Origin of the sequence: Legionella sp. ST3F1, from assembly GCF_048553315.1 — a bacterium.
In the GTDB taxonomy this organism is placed as follows: Bacteria; Pseudomonadota; Gammaproteobacteria; order Legionellales; family Legionellaceae; genus Tatlockia; species Tatlockia donaldsonii.
The window spans coordinates 19577-37452 of the sequence record NZ_JBLZIO010000028.1 but is presented as its reverse complement, the minus strand read 5'-3'; the positions used below and the strand labels follow the sequence as shown (position 1 = coordinate 37452).

The following is a 17876-nucleotide window of genomic DNA, read 5'->3' as shown; positions in this document are numbered from 1 at the left end:
TCCAAATCAGTTCAAACAGAAGGTGTTAGGTGCCCGTTTTTCTAATTAATGCTGGATCGATTTTGGGGAGAGGATCATTTCCTATTTTAAATTAATTAAATCAATATGTTACATGTTTGTTCGAGTCCCACCCTCGGTACCATTGAGACATTTTGTAACGGTTCTCAATGGTTCATAAAAGCAAGCAATCCTTTACTTTATTGAAATAACAGTAATTTCCACTTCTTAAGTCGTTCAGAGCTATTCACTTTTCATAGGGTTATTTTTTGGGTTAGAGCCCGCTCAGAGCGAACTTTGAGCTTTGACGATGACCTGTGCCGCTAATCTTCCCCAAAGCTCAGAAAGGTTAAATTTTGACCTGGTCATTTCAAAAGCATAGAGGGCAGATATATCGGCTGCCGCTATATCTTTTAATGTCTGGTAGCGAGCCTGATCATTGCGTTTTTCTGCGGCATTGAGTGCCTTACATAAACCAAGAGAATAGTCTTTCACTAAAGGTTGCACAGAAGCAATGACATTACCAGCCCCAATTGCATCAGCATCCCGAGATGAGAACCGGTGATGGGCAAAACCGGCTTTTAAGGTTAACGACATATGCAAAGGGACAACTAATTGGGCCTGCCCCGCTAGTTCATCCCAGCAACGCTCTAATTCTTCACTACTCCAGTCCTTATGATTAGTGAGTAGCAGATTAACTGCAGCCGTGATTAATTCAAAATTAAAATGTTTTTCTTTATAGCGTTTCCCTTTTAACCCATATTCCAACCCATAATCTCTAACTAATTGGGCTTGCGCATGCAGCTTTTGCCTGATTGCTTCACCTTCCGAACTCGCAGGAAGAGAATCCAGCATAAGATTGCAGCTGGCAATATCCAAAATCCAGAGTGCATATTGGAAGGGAGAACAGTTAAATGCCCGCCCCGCACCATCTGTTATAGGAACAATTTCCGCAGCTAAGGCCGGGTATTTGCCTAACAATTCTTGCATCTCTTTACGTTTTACTGCGCTAATGAAATCCATTAGTTTGAGCGCATAATGAAAATTCCTGGTTATGGGGTGAAATCGATGTGAGACTAATGCCAACCTGCTTAGAGAGTTTCCCTCAGTTTTTTTATTTTGCTCCCCCCTCTCATTCTCTTTAGCTCTGTCCGAAGCAAGATGAAACAAAATAAGTGAAAGCAAATCATCCGGTAAGGCGATCAAATAATTATCAGTTGTTTGTTGATTGCCTCCGCTTGGGGGAAGATCGTGCCCGCTTTGGGGAACCATCTCTTCCCTTTTTCTTTTTGGCATGTTTAATCCTTTGTACTATGTCGATGATTTATGAAGAATTTTTATTATCTACATGATCATTTTATTCAAGGAGGCAGATATTGCCCTTAATCCTTGTACGAATCAAGCTTGCCAGGTAATGAAGAATTATTTAACGCTGTCATCCATTCAATAATAGAAGCACTAATCACACCGAATGATCACACATAGTGGTTTTTTTGCAAAAAATTGAAGCGATATTCAATGAAGTGTGTAAAATTGTACCAATAAAATAGAAATGTCTTTTCAATAATGTGATAAGTCAAAATAGGCCATCAAAGACTTTTTATATGTCGAACTGGTAAAAATTTATACTTTTCATGCCAAGAGTAATATGTTAGGATTTTCGATTTTTTTAAGGGCTTTATTGTGAGATTAAAATACATTAATGCTGGCTTGGAGACAGCAAGAGAAGGCTATAAAGGGACTCAGCAAAGTATTACGCTTACAGGCACTATGAAGCAGGTGGCGAAGGTTGCTTCAGGGAAAGCGGTTATCGATGCGATTGAACGAAATGTTCCGCCAGTCAATCAAGGTTTAAAACTATTTGCTAAAGGCGTCGAACTCCCAGCAAAAGTGATTGCCAAACCACTCGTTTCAGCAGCCTTTTCTTTTGCTATAAGACGATCAGTGCGTGGCGCAGTAAAATCTTATTATGTCCATTCAATAAGCCACACTGTGGTGTCCTCTGTGGTCCAATACGGCTTGAGTTTTTTGTCCGAAGAAGCGTCTAAAAGCGGCATCGCTGATAGTATTTCAAATTTTGCCTTAGGCATAGCCGAAGAAGAGTTTATTAAACATGCTTCGGCGAAAATTTTAGAATTGCTTGAGCCATTGATTAGGAGTGGTGCAGATTTAATTGCAGCTGAGACTGGAAGAATAGCGAAGAATTCCGTCAAGGTTTATTTTGGCAATCTACTTTTGCTTTACATGGCTTCGCTTGTTTTATCATTATTGCATGATGATACCGCGGGCATGTTAAGAACAACCGTTAATTATGCGCAAGACTTAGATAACGGTTGGTATTGTTTGCTCGTTGTCATGATGACAATGGCTGCCCACCTATTGCCTGTCGTAGGCCGCGCAATCTCCCCCACTCTTCAAAAACAGCATACCAAGTCTGACTTAAAGGAATACATCTTTTTAAAATCGCAAAGAGAGGGTGGAAAAGAGTCGGATAGCGCACTCTATAAATATGTTGTGGGGATCGTTGTGGATACTCTCGTGGACAGTAATCTGATTGATAGTAATCAGATTCAATTGGCTTTAAATTCAATACAACTGGGTGAGGGAGCAGCCCGTGCAACATTCGGTTCCTAGTAACTACGCTGAAGATTAGCCTCACGGAATCAATGGAAGCGAAAGCATCGCCATTGATTCCTAGTCAATTGCCCGACATGCGGCCATTAATTCTTTCAATCGACCGCTGAGTTTGCCCTGTCTTTGAAATGACAAAAATCTCGCTTCATCACAGGCAATCCTCAGTCTGTATTGAGCTAATGCCTCGTATATAAACCATAGCAGCTGCGCTATATCAAAAGCATCGAATAAATGGCTTTTCGACTCAAACGCCAGATAATTTTTTAGACAAGCATCCAGAAGCCGTAAATAGATATCATCTTCCTTTGTCAACGCGTGGTGAAACATTGCCTGTCGCAAACAGCCGACCAAGGAAAAAAACGGATGAGAAATCACTATTTCACCCAAATCAATAAAGGTAATAGTTTGTGATAGATCACTGATAAGGATGTTATTGTCATGAAAATCACACTGCACAAGCGTTTGTTTGAGAGAATAGTTGGATAATTTTTTACATAAATGAATGATCGTTGGAAGCAGACTCTCTAATTCATTCCTTTCTATTTCGGATAATCCATCCTCCATTAATAGGTCTTTTTGCGACAGTAATTGCTGGTATAACACTGGCAATTTATCTAATCGCCAGTCGGGGACGCCAATATCCAGAAAATTATCGACATTAGAAGAAACAGCCAACTGGATAGACGTAAATTGTTCAATAGACTTGCAAAGCAGTATGGGGTCGAATCGTTTTTTCAGAATTTCTCGCAATGGCCTGCCTGCATCTTTCATTAAAAAGCAATTTAATTCCGCATTCACTGCAATCACTTCCGGAACTGAAGCATGAAATTGATCATGCAAGATATTGGTAATGAGAGGCTCTAAGGCAAGCAGTGGCGGTGTATGCTTCAAATAAATATAGCCATCCGATGTTATAAAGCGGACCACATACGACCAAGGTGTATTTTGTACATGCTCTGGCTGAGTGCTTTTTAATCTATAGCGGTGCGATGCAAGATAGTTACAACCCCACTGAATAATTTCTTCATTCAAATTTTTATTTCCTTGCACAGGCTCAGTAGCCATTATTTGCTTCTCTATAACTCGTTGCAATGAACAAAGTTAAACCTTAGACAGATCCGATTAACTATGATTATAGCGATAAAAATAATAGCCAAAGCAATCAGGTGAAAACCATATTGACTTAAAATGGATTAAATTGCCCCCCTACAAAGCGCTTGTCGCCGAGCTGATAAAGAGCGGTGTACACATTGAATTGTGTGGCGCCACAGCGAAAGCACACAACGGGGTAAATGCAGATCTACTTCCCAATATTAAAGTCACTATTGATGCTATGGCAAGAACAATACAGCTCGTTCAAGAAGGTTTCGTCAAGCTCACTGAGTAAGTCAAAGAAACCCAAATAATCCCTGCCGAAAGCGGCATTAATTTAATTATTTTTAGGATAACACTATTTTTTACCCGATTACCTAATTCCAGCGCATTATACCGACTTCTTCCCTATCGAGCTTTAGCCATTCCATTCTGGAATCTCCCCCATCATTTTTTTCTTTTGACCCACCATTTTTCATGATGCGAAAATAATTTCCATTTTTAATTTGCCAGGATCTAGTATGCGTGAGAAATTTTCTCCTTCCCCCAAAAGTAAAACAGCTTTAAGAAAAGAGAAAACAATCTCAAGAAGCTGTTTATTTATCTTGATGAACACGTTTAAAGGCGAAATCGATTTGCAAAATTTGCCCGGTGAATCGAAAGATCTCTATATTTTTACCGAACACAATGAACTTTATTATGCACCCAGAGAAACACCAACTCATGATCAGCGAACATCTTCCAGTTGGCAAAAATACGTCCAGGTTCCTCTTACACCACAACAAATCAACGAGCTACGTTCAGACTTATTACCCCTACTGAGAAAACGATCCAAATCTGATTCTCTCGATAGGCAATTTAGCACTTTAAGTTCTAATGATCTGATCGCACTAAAAAAAATAACAGGGCATGTACGCAAAAGTATGCGAGGGCCTATCGAATTAGAAAGAGTTTGGCATCGAGTTTCATGGTTACCAGGTTATCTTGTACACGAATTTTCTGGTACTGGAGACAAGCGGAGACCCTATCAAAAAGTTTCGGCCTACCGATTAGCCTGGGAAAGATTAAAAGGGACTTATGTTAAAGGACAGGTCTCTTTCCCGGTATTCAAACTAGCTAATTTTACCTTAATTAAAGAAGAACATTGCAAATTATTACTGGCTGAAAGCATTACTTTGGGAATACCGCCCCATGTCTTTCACATCGCAGCAAATCCCTTATCGGAAAGAAGCCAGGCAAAATTGGCTCATCACGTTAAAGGACAACAGAGCTTGATAGAAAACCCCCAGGCTTTTGAAGCTTATACGCATTCCGAAGCATTCCGAGGAAATTTTTCTGCCTGGTGCCGCGAGCGACAAGTTAACACACAGAGAAAGGAGGAAAAGAAAACATTTATTACATCTCCTCGAGCTTTCCGCTATTTTGGTAATTCATTAAACTATTTAGAAAGCATAGAAAAGATCATTGAACGTTCACCCGAATTTGCTCAAGCTACTGTCGTTAAAGATGTGACCTGTGGAAGCTGTGCACTCACTTTCTATTTAGCCAAAAAATATCCGGGAAAAAAATATATTGCCAGTGATATCAACGGGGAATTAATCAATTTATTAAATTACATTAAACAAAATCGTTGGGAAGATATAGAAAAATCCTACCGAGAACATCATATACGCTGTCATAGCAGCCCAGCAAGTCAACGCAACGCGTTTTTTAACCAAATGATTGCTGAATACAACGAGCCCCCCTTACTGAAAGATTATTCTTTGCTTCTTTTTATTCAAAATAATTCCTTTACTAATGTAGAATTTGCAGGAACCCAAATCAGACGCGCCTATTTATTACAAGACAGGGGGGCGAAACTCGAGACCTCATTAAAATTACTTCATCGCAGCAAGAAATTAATCGATAAAGGAAATATTGAATTTCAGCAAATGGATATGCATGAGGCTCTTCGTCAAACAAAACCTGGAGAAATTTGCTTTCTGACCCCTCCTCATGAACACGATGAGGCAAATTCTTATATCCAAAAAATACCAGTCGATGCCCTTTCTGCTTCGATTAAGCAATTGCAAGAACGACAAATACCTTTTCTTCTCACTTATGGAGATAACATCGAACAACCATCAACCAATTTGATGAGCATGATTGATGGATTAAATAAATACTCTTACATTATTTCTGGCGGTAGAAAAAAAACAGCCAAAATTATGACTGTTTATTTTTCTCAAAACTTGATTTCACAATCAGGGCTAGAAGAACTGAATAGAAGTCTGCGCTCAAATGCAGAGAGGTTAATTACTAAAGCCAGAAAAGGATTAAGTGCGCTTGAAGAAACAAGACAATCAAAAGGAAGCAATAACGTTAGCGAAACTGAACAACTCTATACTCAAACTATAAAATTAGCCCAGCAAATCATAGATACTTTGGCTAAAGTACCGCAAACCAGCGCAAGCAAAATAGTGCAACAAACAATCGAAAATTATTATACAGAAGTAGAAGATGCACTCAGCCTGGTTAAACATCAACCCAGTCCTTTAGAAACAGACAGTGAGTCTGAGTTAGAGGATGAAGAAACCGATTTGGAAGACAATGCTTTAATCCTACCTACCGCAGTAGAGGCTGAACTGCCATCCTCGTCTGAAAAAACAACGGTAACCACCCCCGAAGTTGTCGATAGACGACAATTTTTAGCTCCACAAGAAACAGCAGCCCTTAAACAATCTTCTGAGGGACCACCTGACTTATCAACTGGTGATAACACCAGAACAGAACCGCGTATTTTACCCTCCATCGCAGAATTGTTTCCTTTTTTATATAACTCTCGCCGCGCCCCTGAGACTGACAAGTTAGATGCAGAAGATGAATCACATAAAAGAAAAACAATGGCCAGCCGGCAAGCAACCAAAGGTAGCTTACCACCAGATTATAAGCGTGCCAGGACGGGGCAATATTTTGATTTCTTTTCTATGGACAGCGCAGCTACTAGCACGATAGCTCACAAAACAACCGTAGCGGATGAAACGGAAACCGACTATGAGTCTCCTCCCTTTCCATCACCTTGTCGCGAAGGCTAATATCCAAGCCTGATTGTTAAGAACCAGCAATCAAGCAAATCAGTGGCGTCAAAAATCGATTAGACTCGATTGATTATGTAGTCGGATCAGAAAAAAATTGATCCGACTATTTTAGATTTTACTTTGTATTTAAAAGACTTTTAAGCCATTCCTTTGCCTTTGGGTTTACCTTAGCATCTTTTAATGCCATTTCGTAGATTGTAATTTTGCGAGCCTCCTCCTCGCCGTACATATCATCGAGTATTTCATTCCAAAGCATTAAAGCAGTAGAAGAAGGAATCATGCCGATTTGATCAAGGAACCCATAAATTCGATCTCGCCAGTAAGCATCTGTGGCTTTTTCTATCCACGATATAAGCTCTGGGGTTAATCCAATCTCTTCAAGACCTTTTCCTTCTCCAAACCCTCTCTCCCACTTTTTGGTCCTGAGATGGGCGTATTTTTTACCATAGATTGCATTCACCCAATCCATATATTTTTTTCCTAAGTGAATACCTACTTTTGAATAAGGATCGCTTTTGAGATTAGTTTTCAACTCCTCTGCCAATTGTTGCCAACTTTGTTCAAAAACCGCTTTTTGCTGATTGGCTTTCATTTCTTTTTCAAACTCTACATACTGCTTGAGTTCATCAGGGGTGAATATTTCTTTAACCCAGTTATGTTCAAGGTGCTCTGTCATTCGATATACCTCAATAAATTGAATAATGGTTTCCCAAGGAATGGATTGATTGTCATCAACAGAATCAATAATACTTCTCAAGGTTTTAGCTCCCTCAAGTAAAGCAGCTGCTTTCTGCTCCAACACTTTTGCTTGACTGTTAAAATGCTGGCGCGCTTCACATTCTTCAGAGAGCAAGGTTTTGATTTTTGATAACTCAAAACCAAAAAACTTCAAAGCAATAATCTGTTGCAATTTCAATAAATCCTTTTCGGAGTAAACACGATACCCATTGGCAAGTCGTAATGAAGGCTTGAGCAGCCCTATTCGGTCATAGTGATGCAGCGTTTGCACCGAAACACCGGTTAATTTGCTTAAGTCTTTTACGAACCATTGAGTCATCGTATTACCTCCTTCAATCAAAAGATAAGGTATATAGCAACAATAGGGTCAAGCGGCTTTTAATAGTTCTTTGGCAGTCCATTCTTTTCTCTATTTTCTATGAAGAAATAGGTTTAATTTGAACTTTGAATTTCCAGTAAACTTCACTGTCTCTATATTAAAAATAAACTACACTGTACTAAATAACAGGCTTTTAAAGAGTCTTGGCTTGGAAATGACGTTATGAAAGCTTTTAGTAACATGAAAATGTATACACCTTACTTAAAAAGTCGCTACCAGTCTATTTTTGAAAAGACCCTTATTTATAGCTGGGGCTATTTTTACTTCGATCTGAGTGGACGATGTTTGCAGTTGATGTCAGATAACTCGCTTTTAGATGTTTTTATTAAAAATGATTTATTTACTACCCAGATTATCAATCATATTACGGCACCCCTGAATGACTTTTATAGTTCAGATATTGAAAATGACAAGGTGTTACCTGTTTCAATTAAAGAAACTTTAGTTGATCAAAAGTATACTTATTTTTTTGATATTGTTCATAATCATGAAACCTTCACAGAAATTTATACATTTGCGACGCGTTCCAATGTAGCTCACTCAAATAATTTTATCCTTAACAATATAGATACTTTAAAAATAGTTTCTCAGGATCTTGCGGAGCGTTGCAGACGGTTAATTAATGGAAACACACTGACTTTACCAAAAGATTTTATCATTGAGATGAATTCACTTGCAGAATTGCGCCAACCACCAGGCTCTTTAAATTTAAAGCAAATAATTTTAGGAAAAAAAGAACAGGCCCCTAAAATTCACGAAATGGTCAAAGGCACTGTTTTCGATTTACATAAGCTGCCCTTTAACTTTTTGTCGGCAAAAAATATAACTTTAAAAGAAAAAGAAATTATTTATCTCTATTATTTTGGTTTTAATGGTAATCGTATTGCTGATATTTTAGAAATATCAAAACGCACTGTCGATAAACATTTCGAAAATATTAAGAAAAAACTTGCTTGTGAAAGTGCAGGCCAGATAATTCCTACCTTATTACGTTCTAATATTTCCATAAATAACTTGATCCAACATGCCTAACTCATTAAAAAACTTCAACGTGTGTTATTTCTCAGCACAATGCTCTTCTTTTAGTAAATTTTCTATATGAAAAATAATGATATTTTTACATCGATAATTTCTCCCTTAATAATTTGTTAATCAAGAAGTGTAATAATAGATATTTTTGGGAAATAATAGATGTGCATTCTGGGTTCAGTTATTGGAATAATATCTATCATGCTAGGTGCTTTCGAGCAGAGTAGCGTATTAGTAGCCACTGGGGTACTAAACTGCGTCCTTACTCTAATCGCATTCCATTTAGCTTAATTTCTCTTGAAACATTGAACATGCCCAGCCTAAGTAAGACAATAAACAAAGTATAAATTTCATTAGACAGGACTATATGAGCGAACTCAATGCGAAAGGATTTACAACCAAGCAGGAACCTGATGATAAGACAACATCACAGCATTTTCCCCATGTCTTACTCGTCGAAGATAATGCTATCGCATTAAGATTACTTGAAACACTTCTAAAACAGGCAGGATGCGCATTTACCTCCACGATGAATGCAGAAAATGGCTTCGATCTTATCAAAAAATCCAAATTCGATTTAATCATTACAGATATTGGCTTACCAGGTATGTCAGGAATTGAGTTAGCCATCTATATTCGTGATTGGGAAAAAGATAATAATCAAAAAGCAATCCCTATTGTAGGCTTAACGGCTCATTGTTTAGCAAGCTCAGCTTATGAATGCATAGAAGCTGGCATGAGTCAGGTATTTACCAAGCCTATGACCCCAACGATTCTAACTGGTATCCTTTCCGAATTAGTTATTACAACGAAGGAAAATCAGCACTCAAAAGTCATCGAAACAAAAGACAGGCTCTCTAAGGAAATGCTTCTTGCTTTAGAGCAATTTTCCCTACTTGATAGTAATCAGGGAATTAATAATTTAGGCAGTATTGAGTTATTAAAAGAATCACTCGAGTTAATGATGAGTGAGCTCCCACTGGAAAAAATCAAAATTCAGCAGGCTTATGAGGCAAGCGCTTGGGACTCTCTGGGAGACACTATACTTAGGATGAGAAGTAGTGCTATTTATTGCGGCACAGCCAGGCTCCAATACGCCTGTCAATATCTGCAGATTAATCAAAAAGCAGGCGATACAACAAACTTCAATACCTTATATCATCATTTACTTGAGGTCATAGAAACTACTCAACAAAGTATTAACGACTGGCTAAACCAACAAAAATAAAAAAAATTCCTATTGATTTATATCTCATCAGCGTGAAGTTGTTTTTTATCACCGGCAAGATCAAGATTATTCCAATCGACTGATAAAAAACCTGCAAGCACCTGCTCACTTTTTTAATTCAAATCAATCGGTTAACCCACCTCATTAGGGACGAAATGCAAATCTGTACTATAGTTTATGAGTCAGGTAATAAATAAAAATGTTTGTTAAGGAGTCCTAATGAAAAAACTAATCTATACAGCATTTTCTATTACCCTATTTTCTGTAATATTAACTGGGTGTAGCTGGGATAACACTATAGACGAGCCAAAAGCTACTTATATAAATACCGGAGTTGGATATAGATTCATTCCTGTGAACACAGTAGAAGGCAATATACCGAGCCAGGATATTGTGGTTTATTAAGAAGAAAGGAATTGTTTATAAAAAAGTCCTATTTTCACAGTTTACTAAAACCCTATTTTTTTACGTAGTCGTTGCAGAGACTAATTTCATTGAGACGGATTACCAAATTCTTTTTAATCCCTTGCTTCATGTAAGTTTTATTGGCTTCTTGGGCAAGACTCTCTCTGTTTATCGCCCATTGTGCGGTTTATAAAACATACTAAATAATAGGAGCAGGATCCAACCTAACATTAGCAACGCTCCGCCACAGGGAGTCCCATAGCGAAAAATAGGTTTGGCAAGAAAAATCAATGCGTAAAGACTACCACTAAATACGAGAACACCTGAGAGGAAAATAACGCAAACAAGATGTAATAATTTGGGAGGATTGCGCTGCAAACCATATAAACTGAGTGCAACCAATAAAATACTATATAATTGCTGATAATGGAGTGCGATACCGAAACGTTGAGCATTTTTTAACGTTAGCATGACACCAAATACATGGCTTTCTAACGCACCAAGCATTACCGAAGACAAGCCAAGAATACTTGCCAAAACCAGGATCAATTTCATTATGGAATACGCTCCACACGGAGGCTCAGCACCAACAACCAGGTGCTTTGCCTGTCATAGCATAGTATAGTTATACTACAATAGCACCTATTCACAGCAAGTGGTAAACATATCTTGGATTTAATCATGGCCTCTTCTCAAACCCTATCCTCTCACCTTTCTCTGCGTTCTTATCAAACTGAAATTGCAAGCCACAGTCATGATTTTGCTCAGCTTGTATTGCCTATTAGTGGTGCCTTAGAACTTCAGACAGGTTGTCACACAGGAATTGTCAGTACTAATACAGCCGCTTTTATTGCACCTTATGAAGAGCATTGTTTTGCTGCCAGTAAGGAGAATCTTTTTTTAGTGGTTGATATAAAAACGCCCTCTCTACGGTCGCATGCCACACGAATGTCTTCTTTTCTTAGGGTAACACCAACGACTAAAAAATTTCTCTCTTTTGCTCAAAGTTATCTTATGCACGAAGAGCATGATGCTTTTTGTGATTATCTGGTCGAGAATTTATTATTTAAATTGCTAGGCCAAACTGTAACGAGTATTGAAGATCATTATGTATCAAAAGCCAAATCCTGGATCGAAAAACATCTTGCCATGCCCATTGATATCAACAAACTATCACAAGTATGCCACTTAAGTAGCAGCCAACTACAACGGCGTTTCAAACGCAGCACAGGCCAGGGTCTTGCAGAGTATTGGCGCCATAAAAGAATGTTAAAAGCACAGCAACTCCTTGTGAGCGAACACCTGTCGATTGAGACTATTGCCTATGAGATTGGCTATGAAAACTTACCTGCGTTTAGCCGTCGCTTTAGCCAAACCTTTGGTATGACGCCCTCTCAGTGGCGTGAAATGATGCTGACTGCAAAAACTATGCGTGCTCAGAATAATACATTGACTTTACTAACTTGCTAAACTCCGATTTCATTCCTGGTACTGCACCGGGAGACTGCTTATAAAAGGGGTTCTTCATGGCAAAAAATAATGATTACTTTCAGGGTCTCTTCTACCTTGTTCTAGCTCAAACCATGGTAGGACTGAATATTGTTTCATCAAAATATTTGGTTTCATCAATACCCATTTTATATATGCTAACACTGCGATTCTCCTTAGCAGCCTTTATTCTCCTGCCTTTACATTGGTTAACACCTGCCAGGCGATTTACTATAAAACACCATTTTTCAACACTAAAGAAAAGGGATTGGCTTTTTATTTTCGCGCAAGCACTCTCTGCTGGCATTTTGTTTAACTGTCTTATGTTACTGGGATTGCATTACACAGATGCTAATATGGCAGGTATTATTACCAGCGCGCTTCCTGCGACGATTGCGCTAATGTCCTGGCTGATACTTGGCGAAAAAATATCTGCTAAGACAAGTCTCTGCATACTCTTTGCTACCTTAGGGCTTGTAATTATTGCCAGCAATAAATTCAAAGGAGTTGGCTTAAATCATTCGTTTTTTGGTGACGCTATTATTTTGCTTTCCCTTTTACCTGAAGCCACTTACTATATTTTATGTAAACTGCATTCAAACCGTTTACCCGTATTTTTAATTTCAGCCTTTCTGAATGGTCTTAATGCTCTGATCTTATTTCCTCTGCTTCTCTTTTTTTCCTGGAGTCCTGCACAGCTCACCAGCTGGGATTGGGTCATTTTATTGTGTCTGGGTTTAAGTTCAGGCTTGTTTTATGTCTTCTGGTCTTTTGGCTCCCAACGCGTTGATGGGCTCTTAGCTTCTCTTTCTACAGCGATCATGCCACTCGCTACGGTAATTTTGGCCTGGTTACTATTAGGAGAGCAATTAACAAAGATGCAGTGTTTAGGAATGAGCCTGGTAATATTTTCCATTGGAATTTACGCTAGACGAAACTAGTTTGTTATTAGTGTTTTCAATAACAAGCTGCAGACCCTGGTTTTGCTTACCATCGGTCTGCAGCGAATTTGACAGAATCGTTCGTTATCTTATTGCAAAAGAATTGGGTTGCGGATTGAAAGTTTGCTCATAAGATCTTAGCCAATTCCAATGCTTCGGTGCATTATCAGGAGCCATGATGATATTATTCAGGGTCTTTGCCAGATCAGGTACCATAAAATCCAGGTTTTTCTCTGTTAAATTATGAATAGTACCAAGCATTGACTCTTTCTTATCCCTATTGGTATACACCAAAGTCAGTGTATTATTTCTCGTATCATGTTCCAAATGCAATTGACCATTTTTTTCTTTATAGATACTTGCTTCAGAATTTAATGCTGGCAATCTGTATTTCTTAACATCCATTGTAGACTCCACGTGTAAACCATATTTCACCATCTCATGCATTAACTGAACAAATCTGGAATCGGGCTTGCTGCCAAACAACTTGAATCCGCTAAAGACCCCCTTGTTTTGCCTTGCGGCCTGCTGCCCCCATTGTTCAAGTGTAGTAATCGCTCCTACCAATTTAGGCTCCGTAAAAATTTGCCTAATACATTTATCGGTAATTGTGGAATTAGAAGTACCAGAGCTTATATCAACAATAGCTCGTCTCAAAGCGCGAAATTGTGGATCTCGATCAGCGACATCATTAAACCAAACACCAAGCGCTGAACGAGGATGGCTTCCTAACGTACCTGCGCCTCGCGTTACCAGCAGTTCTGCCAATTGAGTATGGCCTATATTGAGTACTTTGACGAAAGGTGGGATGACTACATATTCATTCTCTGACAATTTTGTACGTCTTTCTTGTCTGAGAGAGTTTACATCCATTCTCGTAATTAAATTAATAGCAATTGTTTCAGCTCTTGGATTGTTTCCTGCACGAGAGCAATGATTTAGAGTAAATTGCAGTGCAGAACCAAAGCGATCGCCTGGCGTTTTATTTGCCAAAAAGCTGACCATATCTAATTGCAAAGAGTTAGCTGCATAAGCAATTGGAGGTTCACCATTACGATCAGGGAGAGTTAACCAAGCCGGATTTACAAAATCAATAAAGCGCATTAGGTTAATGTTACCACTGCGCGCAATCTCATGAACCATTGTTCTCCCATGGTTAAATAGATCTTGGGATAATTTGCACAGCTTGGTTTCATTTTGTAGCGGATTATTCGCATTTTGTGTTCCTAAATAACCCATGAATTTTTGAGCAAATTGGAGAGCCTCTGCACTTTTCTCTTGTTCGGAGGAACCCTGTATAAAATCATAAAGAGCGGTTAATATCGTATTGTCCCTCTCATCTGACTTATGTAAAATCTCATGCTTATTTTCTTTGACTAACTTATCCAAGAGAGCATTTGCTAACTTGAATGAGCCTTTTTCTACAGCCAATTGAACTAATGATTTACCTCCTTTATAGGAAATTGCCAAATCATCGCTATTAGCCATTACAGACATTAGCTCTAGTGCTATTTCCTCCTTGCCTTCTTCTATCGCTTGGTAAAAGAATTGCTGAGGCTCCTGAATGTATTGACTTAGGTTATGAAATATTTCGATAGCAGCATTGTTGTCCTGCAATTGCAAAGCTAATTTCGCAGCTTCATGAGCTTCCGATTCATAATTCTTACCCCGAGTAAGAATAAAGTTAACCATACCAGCACTGCCACTGGACACCGCTGCTTTTAAAAAGTCACGACCGTATTTACTCTGAAAATCCAGTAATTGTTGGCCGTCAATTTTGTCGATTACTTTACCCAGTAATTCTACATGACCTGTTTGAACAACATCTTTTATCAAATATAAAACGTCTTCTCCGGAATTTTTACCTTGTACCATTAACTCCAAGAAAATAGGTTCATAGTTCTCATGACCCTTTTTAATTTCACGTAAAAATACCTTACCCCAAAATTGCCTGGCTGTTTGGTCTTGTCCCAGAGCAGCCAAAATTTGCTCTAAATTTTGTGGTGACAAATCACTAATATAACCCTCTGTTACGAGCTTCGCTTCACAGCCATGCCGTATTAATTGTTCTAATTTTGTAACATCCGTAATTGCAAATGTTGGTTGCTCAATATCGATATTAAAAGTAAGACCATAATGCCCCGGCTCAGCTTGAAAAATTTTATTTCCTAACTCTAGCTGTTCCAATAGCCGGTAAATTTGCACATAGTCCTGCGCTGCTACCAGGACTTGCAGTTTTTCGTAATAGGCCCCTTGATAACGGTCAACTAACGCCTCTCGATTATAGTTTTTTACTAAAAGTTCTTTGAAACGCGCACGCCAGCGTTCCTTGAAATTATTGTCTTGTAATTGCGGTCTTTGTGCCATCAAGCCATCTAAATGCACGTCTTGAGCATCATTTATTTGTTTAATCTCAGGAATGTTGAGTTGTTGCCAATAGGATTGGTCTGACAATAACTGGGCAGCATATGCTCTTACATGCTTCTCATACTGTTCAGGTGCGTGTACTACATGAGCTAATTCACTCACTAATTTTTCAAATAATTCTACTCTTAATTTAGAGAAAACTGCTTCGGGAGTAGCCGTGCCGGACACCTCACCGATCTGAATAATTAACTCACCCTCTAAACCTGGGCCACAAGAAGTGATATTAGAGAACAATTTTGTAAAAGCAGCTTTTTTTTCAGATTCTGCTTGTTCGGAGTGTTCAATTACATAGATCAATTTTTCAATATATCTTTTAATACGCGTTCCAGTTGCATTGCCGTTATCTATGTAGTTATTGATTTTATTTCGTAAGGAATCATTTCTTAGAAATAATGCATTCTGAATATCATTCGCAGTTCCAGAGCCTGCATCGATTAGTTTTTGTGCCAGTTTGTTCAATAAAGTATTGAATTGGGCTTTAAGCGCTTGTTTTCCAGCATTAGAGATCAAATTATTTTCGTCTAAAACATTGGCGTCATCATATAAACTGGTTTTAGAAAACGAATCTAAGATATCCGTTTGAATACTCACTTCAGGATTAGCTGCAAAAGCTTTATCTTCTAACAAACTCGTGGGATATCTAAAATTGGGTAACTCTATGATCCTAGGCATGATAATCTCCTAAATTATGAACTAAATGAACATAATTTATTCTATTACGCCGCCAATTTTTCCTTTGAATCCTTTGTAAAAACTGGTAAAAAAAGCATGAAAACCCTAATTAGTCAGCCAGTTTTTGTTGTGGAATGCCTTCCTATGAACAAAGAAGAACAAAAGAGAGCCAAGAGGCTCAAGAAAATGACAATGATTCTATAAGTGATTTTTAACTTGTTCTGGATTCCGTGGACAAGCCACGGAACGTTGCAAGACTCGACAATCAACTCCCCGAGATAATGGAGAAATCCAGTACAAACGTTATGCTTGGCAACCAAAGGATGAGAAGTTTACTGTGAACAATTTTTTTGGGCTCTCTCAGCTTTATAGGCGTCATTCGAATAGCGATATTAGTTATTCAAAAAATTTTCTAACATTGCTTGAGATTTGTTCCCTAACAAAACACTTCTCATATTATTTTTAAATGTTGCAGGAACACCCTGAATTGAAGTACCACAAACCTTTTCAAATTTATCATTTTCAAGCGCATAAAAAGTCCAATCGCTATATTTTTTAAGATCAGAAACTTTTTGGTAAGTAGGCATGAAACTTCTACAATGTGAACACCAGGAAGCATGTACCAGGATCACTGTTTTAGGCATTGCTAAAGCGGCACAATCTGATTTGGTAAAAGGGATTACAGTCGCAAATGAAACGAAAGGGATCATTATCATTATGCCTGCCAGGCATTTTATTATTTTTTTCATTTTTTCTACTCTCAATTTTGAGGAGTCAACGACATCCTCTAGTGGACAACAGGTTAGCGATACTAAGCTAGAGCTAGAGTACAGTCAATGAGATCGAGAAGCTCTACCTACATAAAATTACAATCCACTAATAGAACAAAGGCATCCTTAAGATTTAATTAATTTAGAAGTAATAAAATAAATAGAAAAACACCTCTCAGATTTTAGAGTCTCAAAATTAGTATGAAATTTTTCTCAAACAACAGCGCTTTGCAAGGTTATTATTCACAAAAAGCGATCGATTACACCCTATCCAAAATTAAAACCTCGACTAATCAAATCCCTGAACAAGATTATTATCTGCCCAGCTCGCAGGAAGCATTTAAAAAAATGAATCAAATGCGTGAAATAGAGATCGCTTACGAAATGTATTCCCTGGAGTGGATTAATGAAATTGCCGTATTGGCAGAAGAATATGGCGTCGGAAATTGTTGTGAGAAAGCCTGTGTTGCCTACCTTTATTTATATAAAAAATTTTCCAGGCTACCCATAGAGCAACGCCCATCCATTGAATTATTTAATAATCCGGTTACCGACCATTTTTTCGTAGTCATCGGCCGTTTGGATTCAACACTTAGCTCAGATCCAAGAGCATGGAATCCAAATACCGTTATTTGTGATTCCTGGGCAGAGGAAAGTTTTTCAATGCTTGATGTGGATTATTGCAGACCTACAAATCACGACTATCAAATAATTAAAGATTTAATAAAAGCACCAGAGAACGAATTTGTTTTGCAATGTGATGTCTTAGCGAAAGCAAATAATGATAAAAGTAGAGTAATTATTCCACAAGATCGGATGGTATTGCGCTCAAGGCTAAACTTTCAAAAAAATGACTTCCAACGGTTTAATACAGAAGTTCCAATGGCTTATGAAATGTGGGATTACCCAAAACCTAAACATTATGAAAAACAAAAGAGATTGGATGAAGCCGCGATGTCTTTTCCCCAGGGATATCATTCTTAATTTGCAAATCCACTT

General features: G+C 38.2%; 16 protein-coding genes. 10 read left to right on the top strand and 6 right to left on the bottom strand.

Going from position 1 to position 17876, the window contains the following annotated elements; all coding sequences use genetic code 11:
• Window positions 1-282 precede the first annotated feature (282 nt).
• Complete coding sequence (locus ACN4Z1_RS15130; protein ID WP_228364791.1) at window positions 283-1293, bottom strand: hypothetical protein; 1011 nt, start codon at window positions 1291-1293, stop codon at window positions 283-285.
• A gap of 387 nt (window positions 1294-1680) precedes the next feature.
• Between ACN4Z1_RS15130 and ACN4Z1_RS15125 the strand changes: the two genes are divergently transcribed.
• Window positions 1681-2631 carry a hypothetical protein gene (locus ACN4Z1_RS15125; RefSeq protein WP_228364790.1) on the top strand — a complete coding sequence of 317 codons (951 nt, stop codon included), beginning with the start codon at window positions 1681-1683 and terminating at the stop codon, window positions 2629-2631.
• Window positions 2632-2691: 60 nt separating this feature from the next.
• Here the strand turns inward: ACN4Z1_RS15125 and ACN4Z1_RS15120 are convergent, their stop codons facing one another.
• Window positions 2692-3696 carry a phosphotransferase gene (locus ACN4Z1_RS15120; protein ID WP_228364789.1) on the bottom strand — a complete coding sequence of 335 codons (1005 nt, stop codon included), beginning with the start codon at window positions 3694-3696 and terminating at the stop codon, window positions 2692-2694.
• Between the two features lie 133 nt (window positions 3697-3829).
• On the opposite strand from ACN4Z1_RS15120, the gene ACN4Z1_RS15115 reads away from it, so the two are divergent.
• Together ACN4Z1_RS15115 and ACN4Z1_RS15110 are read left to right on the top strand one after the other, a co-directional pair.
• On the top strand, window positions 3830-4018 hold the full coding sequence (locus ACN4Z1_RS15115; RefSeq protein WP_228364788.1) for a DsrE family protein: 189 nt from the start codon (window positions 3830-3832) through the stop codon (window positions 4016-4018).
• 226 nt (window positions 4019-4244) lie between these two features.
• Window positions 4245-6797, top strand: a complete 2553-nt coding sequence (locus tag ACN4Z1_RS15110; protein WP_228364787.1) for a DNA adenine methylase — start codon at window positions 4245-4247, stop codon at window positions 6795-6797.
• Window positions 6798-6915: 118 nt separating this feature from the next.
• Here the strand turns inward: ACN4Z1_RS15110 and ACN4Z1_RS15105 are convergent, their stop codons facing one another.
• Window positions 6916-7857 carry a MerR family transcriptional regulator gene (locus ACN4Z1_RS15105; protein WP_228364786.1) on the bottom strand — a complete coding sequence of 314 codons (942 nt, stop codon included), beginning with the start codon at window positions 7855-7857 and terminating at the stop codon, window positions 6916-6918.
• Window positions 7858-8079: 222 nt separating this feature from the next.
• Between ACN4Z1_RS15105 and ACN4Z1_RS15100 the strand changes: the two genes are divergently transcribed.
• The 3 genes from ACN4Z1_RS15100 to ACN4Z1_RS15090 all read left to right on the top strand — a co-directional run bounded on the left by ACN4Z1_RS15100 (window position 8080) and on the right by ACN4Z1_RS15090 (window position 10579).
• On the top strand, window positions 8080-8949 hold the full coding sequence (locus tag ACN4Z1_RS15100; RefSeq protein WP_419388324.1) for a helix-turn-helix transcriptional regulator: 870 nt from the start codon (window positions 8080-8082) through the stop codon (window positions 8947-8949).
• Between the two features lie 364 nt (window positions 8950-9313).
• A complete protein-coding gene (locus tag ACN4Z1_RS15095) occupies window positions 9314-10174 on the top strand; it encodes a response regulator (RefSeq protein ID WP_228364784.1) in 861 nt (286 codons plus the stop codon).
• A gap of 219 nt (window positions 10175-10393) precedes the next feature.
• On the top strand, window positions 10394-10579 hold the full coding sequence (locus ACN4Z1_RS15090; protein ID WP_115221750.1) for a hypothetical protein: 186 nt from the start codon (window positions 10394-10396) through the stop codon (window positions 10577-10579).
• A 168-nt stretch (window positions 10580-10747) separates the two neighbouring features.
• On the opposite strand, the gene ACN4Z1_RS15085 is transcribed toward ACN4Z1_RS15090, so the two are convergent.
• The gene (locus tag ACN4Z1_RS15085) at window positions 10748-11134 is read right to left on the bottom strand and encodes a DUF423 domain-containing protein (protein WP_115221751.1); all 387 of its coding nucleotides are present in this window, start codon (window positions 11132-11134) and stop codon (window positions 10748-10750) included.
• A gap of 126 nt (window positions 11135-11260) precedes the next feature.
• Here ACN4Z1_RS15085 and ACN4Z1_RS15080 point away from each other — a divergent pair, with 126 nt between their 5' ends.
• A complete protein-coding gene (locus ACN4Z1_RS15080; protein WP_228364783.1) occupies window positions 11261-12049 on the top strand; it encodes an AraC family transcriptional regulator in 789 nt (262 codons plus the stop codon).
• Between the two features lie 56 nt (window positions 12050-12105).
• Entirely contained in the window at window positions 12106-13008 is a 903-nt protein-coding gene (locus tag ACN4Z1_RS15075; protein WP_228364782.1) for a DMT family transporter, read from the top strand.
• An 84-nt stretch (window positions 13009-13092) separates the two neighbouring features.
• Here ACN4Z1_RS15075 and ACN4Z1_RS15070 read toward each other — a convergent pair whose 3' ends face one another.
• Together ACN4Z1_RS15070 and ACN4Z1_RS15065 are read right to left on the bottom strand one after the other, a co-directional pair.
• Window positions 13093-16107: a hypothetical protein gene (locus ACN4Z1_RS15070; RefSeq protein ID WP_228364781.1), complete on the bottom strand. Its 3015-nt coding sequence runs from the start codon at window positions 16105-16107 to the stop codon at window positions 13093-13095.
• A gap of 392 nt (window positions 16108-16499) precedes the next feature.
• Window positions 16500-16694 carry a hypothetical protein gene (locus tag ACN4Z1_RS15065; RefSeq protein ID WP_058443264.1) on the bottom strand — a complete coding sequence of 65 codons (195 nt, stop codon included), beginning with the start codon at window positions 16692-16694 and terminating at the stop codon, window positions 16500-16502.
• Between ACN4Z1_RS15065 and ACN4Z1_RS15060 the strand changes: the two genes are divergently transcribed.
• Window positions 16693-16947 carry a hypothetical protein gene (locus ACN4Z1_RS15060; RefSeq protein WP_228365080.1) on the top strand — a complete coding sequence of 85 codons (255 nt, stop codon included), beginning with the start codon at window positions 16693-16695 and terminating at the stop codon, window positions 16945-16947. The two genes, ACN4Z1_RS15065 and ACN4Z1_RS15060, sit on opposite strands and share 2 nt — an antisense overlap.
• 131 nt (window positions 16948-17078) lie before the next feature.
• Window positions 17079-17861 carry a hypothetical protein gene (locus ACN4Z1_RS15055; protein ID WP_228364780.1) on the top strand — a complete coding sequence of 261 codons (783 nt, stop codon included), beginning with the start codon at window positions 17079-17081 and terminating at the stop codon, window positions 17859-17861.
• The last annotated feature ends 15 nt before the right edge of the window (window positions 17862-17876 follow it).

Coding starts and splice junctions, on each gene's coding strand:
- ACN4Z1_RS15130 (WP_228364791.1), bottom strand. CDS start 1,293: ATGCCAAAAAGAAAAAGGGAAGAGATGGTTCCCCAAAGCGGGCACGAT.
- ACN4Z1_RS15110 (WP_228364787.1), top strand. CDS start 4,245: ATGCGTGAGAAATTTTCTCCTTCCCCCAAAAGTAAAACAGCTTTAAGA.
- ACN4Z1_RS15060 (WP_228365080.1), top strand. CDS start 16,693: ATGAAACTTCTACAATGTGAACACCAGGAAGCATGTACCAGGATCACT.
- ACN4Z1_RS15075 (WP_228364782.1), top strand. CDS start 12,106: ATGGCAAAAAATAATGATTACTTTCAGGGTCTCTTCTACCTTGTTCTA.
- ACN4Z1_RS15085 (WP_115221751.1), bottom strand. CDS start 11,134: ATGAAATTGATCCTGGTTTTGGCAAGTATTCTTGGCTTGTCTTCGGTA.
- ACN4Z1_RS15095 (WP_228364784.1), top strand. CDS start 9,314: ATGAGCGAACTCAATGCGAAAGGATTTACAACCAAGCAGGAACCTGAT.
- ACN4Z1_RS15065 (WP_058443264.1), bottom strand. CDS start 16,694: ATGCCTACTTACCAAAAAGTTTCTGATCTTAAAAAATATAGCGATTGG.
- ACN4Z1_RS15055 (WP_228364780.1), top strand. CDS start 17,079: ATGAAATTTTTCTCAAACAACAGCGCTTTGCAAGGTTATTATTCACAA.
- ACN4Z1_RS15090 (WP_115221750.1), top strand. CDS start 10,394: ATGAAAAAACTAATCTATACAGCATTTTCTATTACCCTATTTTCTGTA.
- ACN4Z1_RS15070 (WP_228364781.1), bottom strand. CDS start 16,107: ATGCCTAGGATCATAGAGTTACCCAATTTTAGATATCCCACGAGTTTG.
- ACN4Z1_RS15080 (WP_228364783.1), top strand. CDS start 11,261: ATGGCCTCTTCTCAAACCCTATCCTCTCACCTTTCTCTGCGTTCTTAT.
- ACN4Z1_RS15105 (WP_228364786.1), bottom strand. CDS start 7,857: ATGACTCAATGGTTCGTAAAAGACTTAAGCAAATTAACCGGTGTTTCG.
- ACN4Z1_RS15120 (WP_228364789.1), bottom strand. CDS start 3,696: ATGGCTACTGAGCCTGTGCAAGGAAATAAAAATTTGAATGAAGAAATT.
- ACN4Z1_RS15100 (WP_419388324.1), top strand. CDS start 8,080: ATGAAAGCTTTTAGTAACATGAAAATGTATACACCTTACTTAAAAAGT.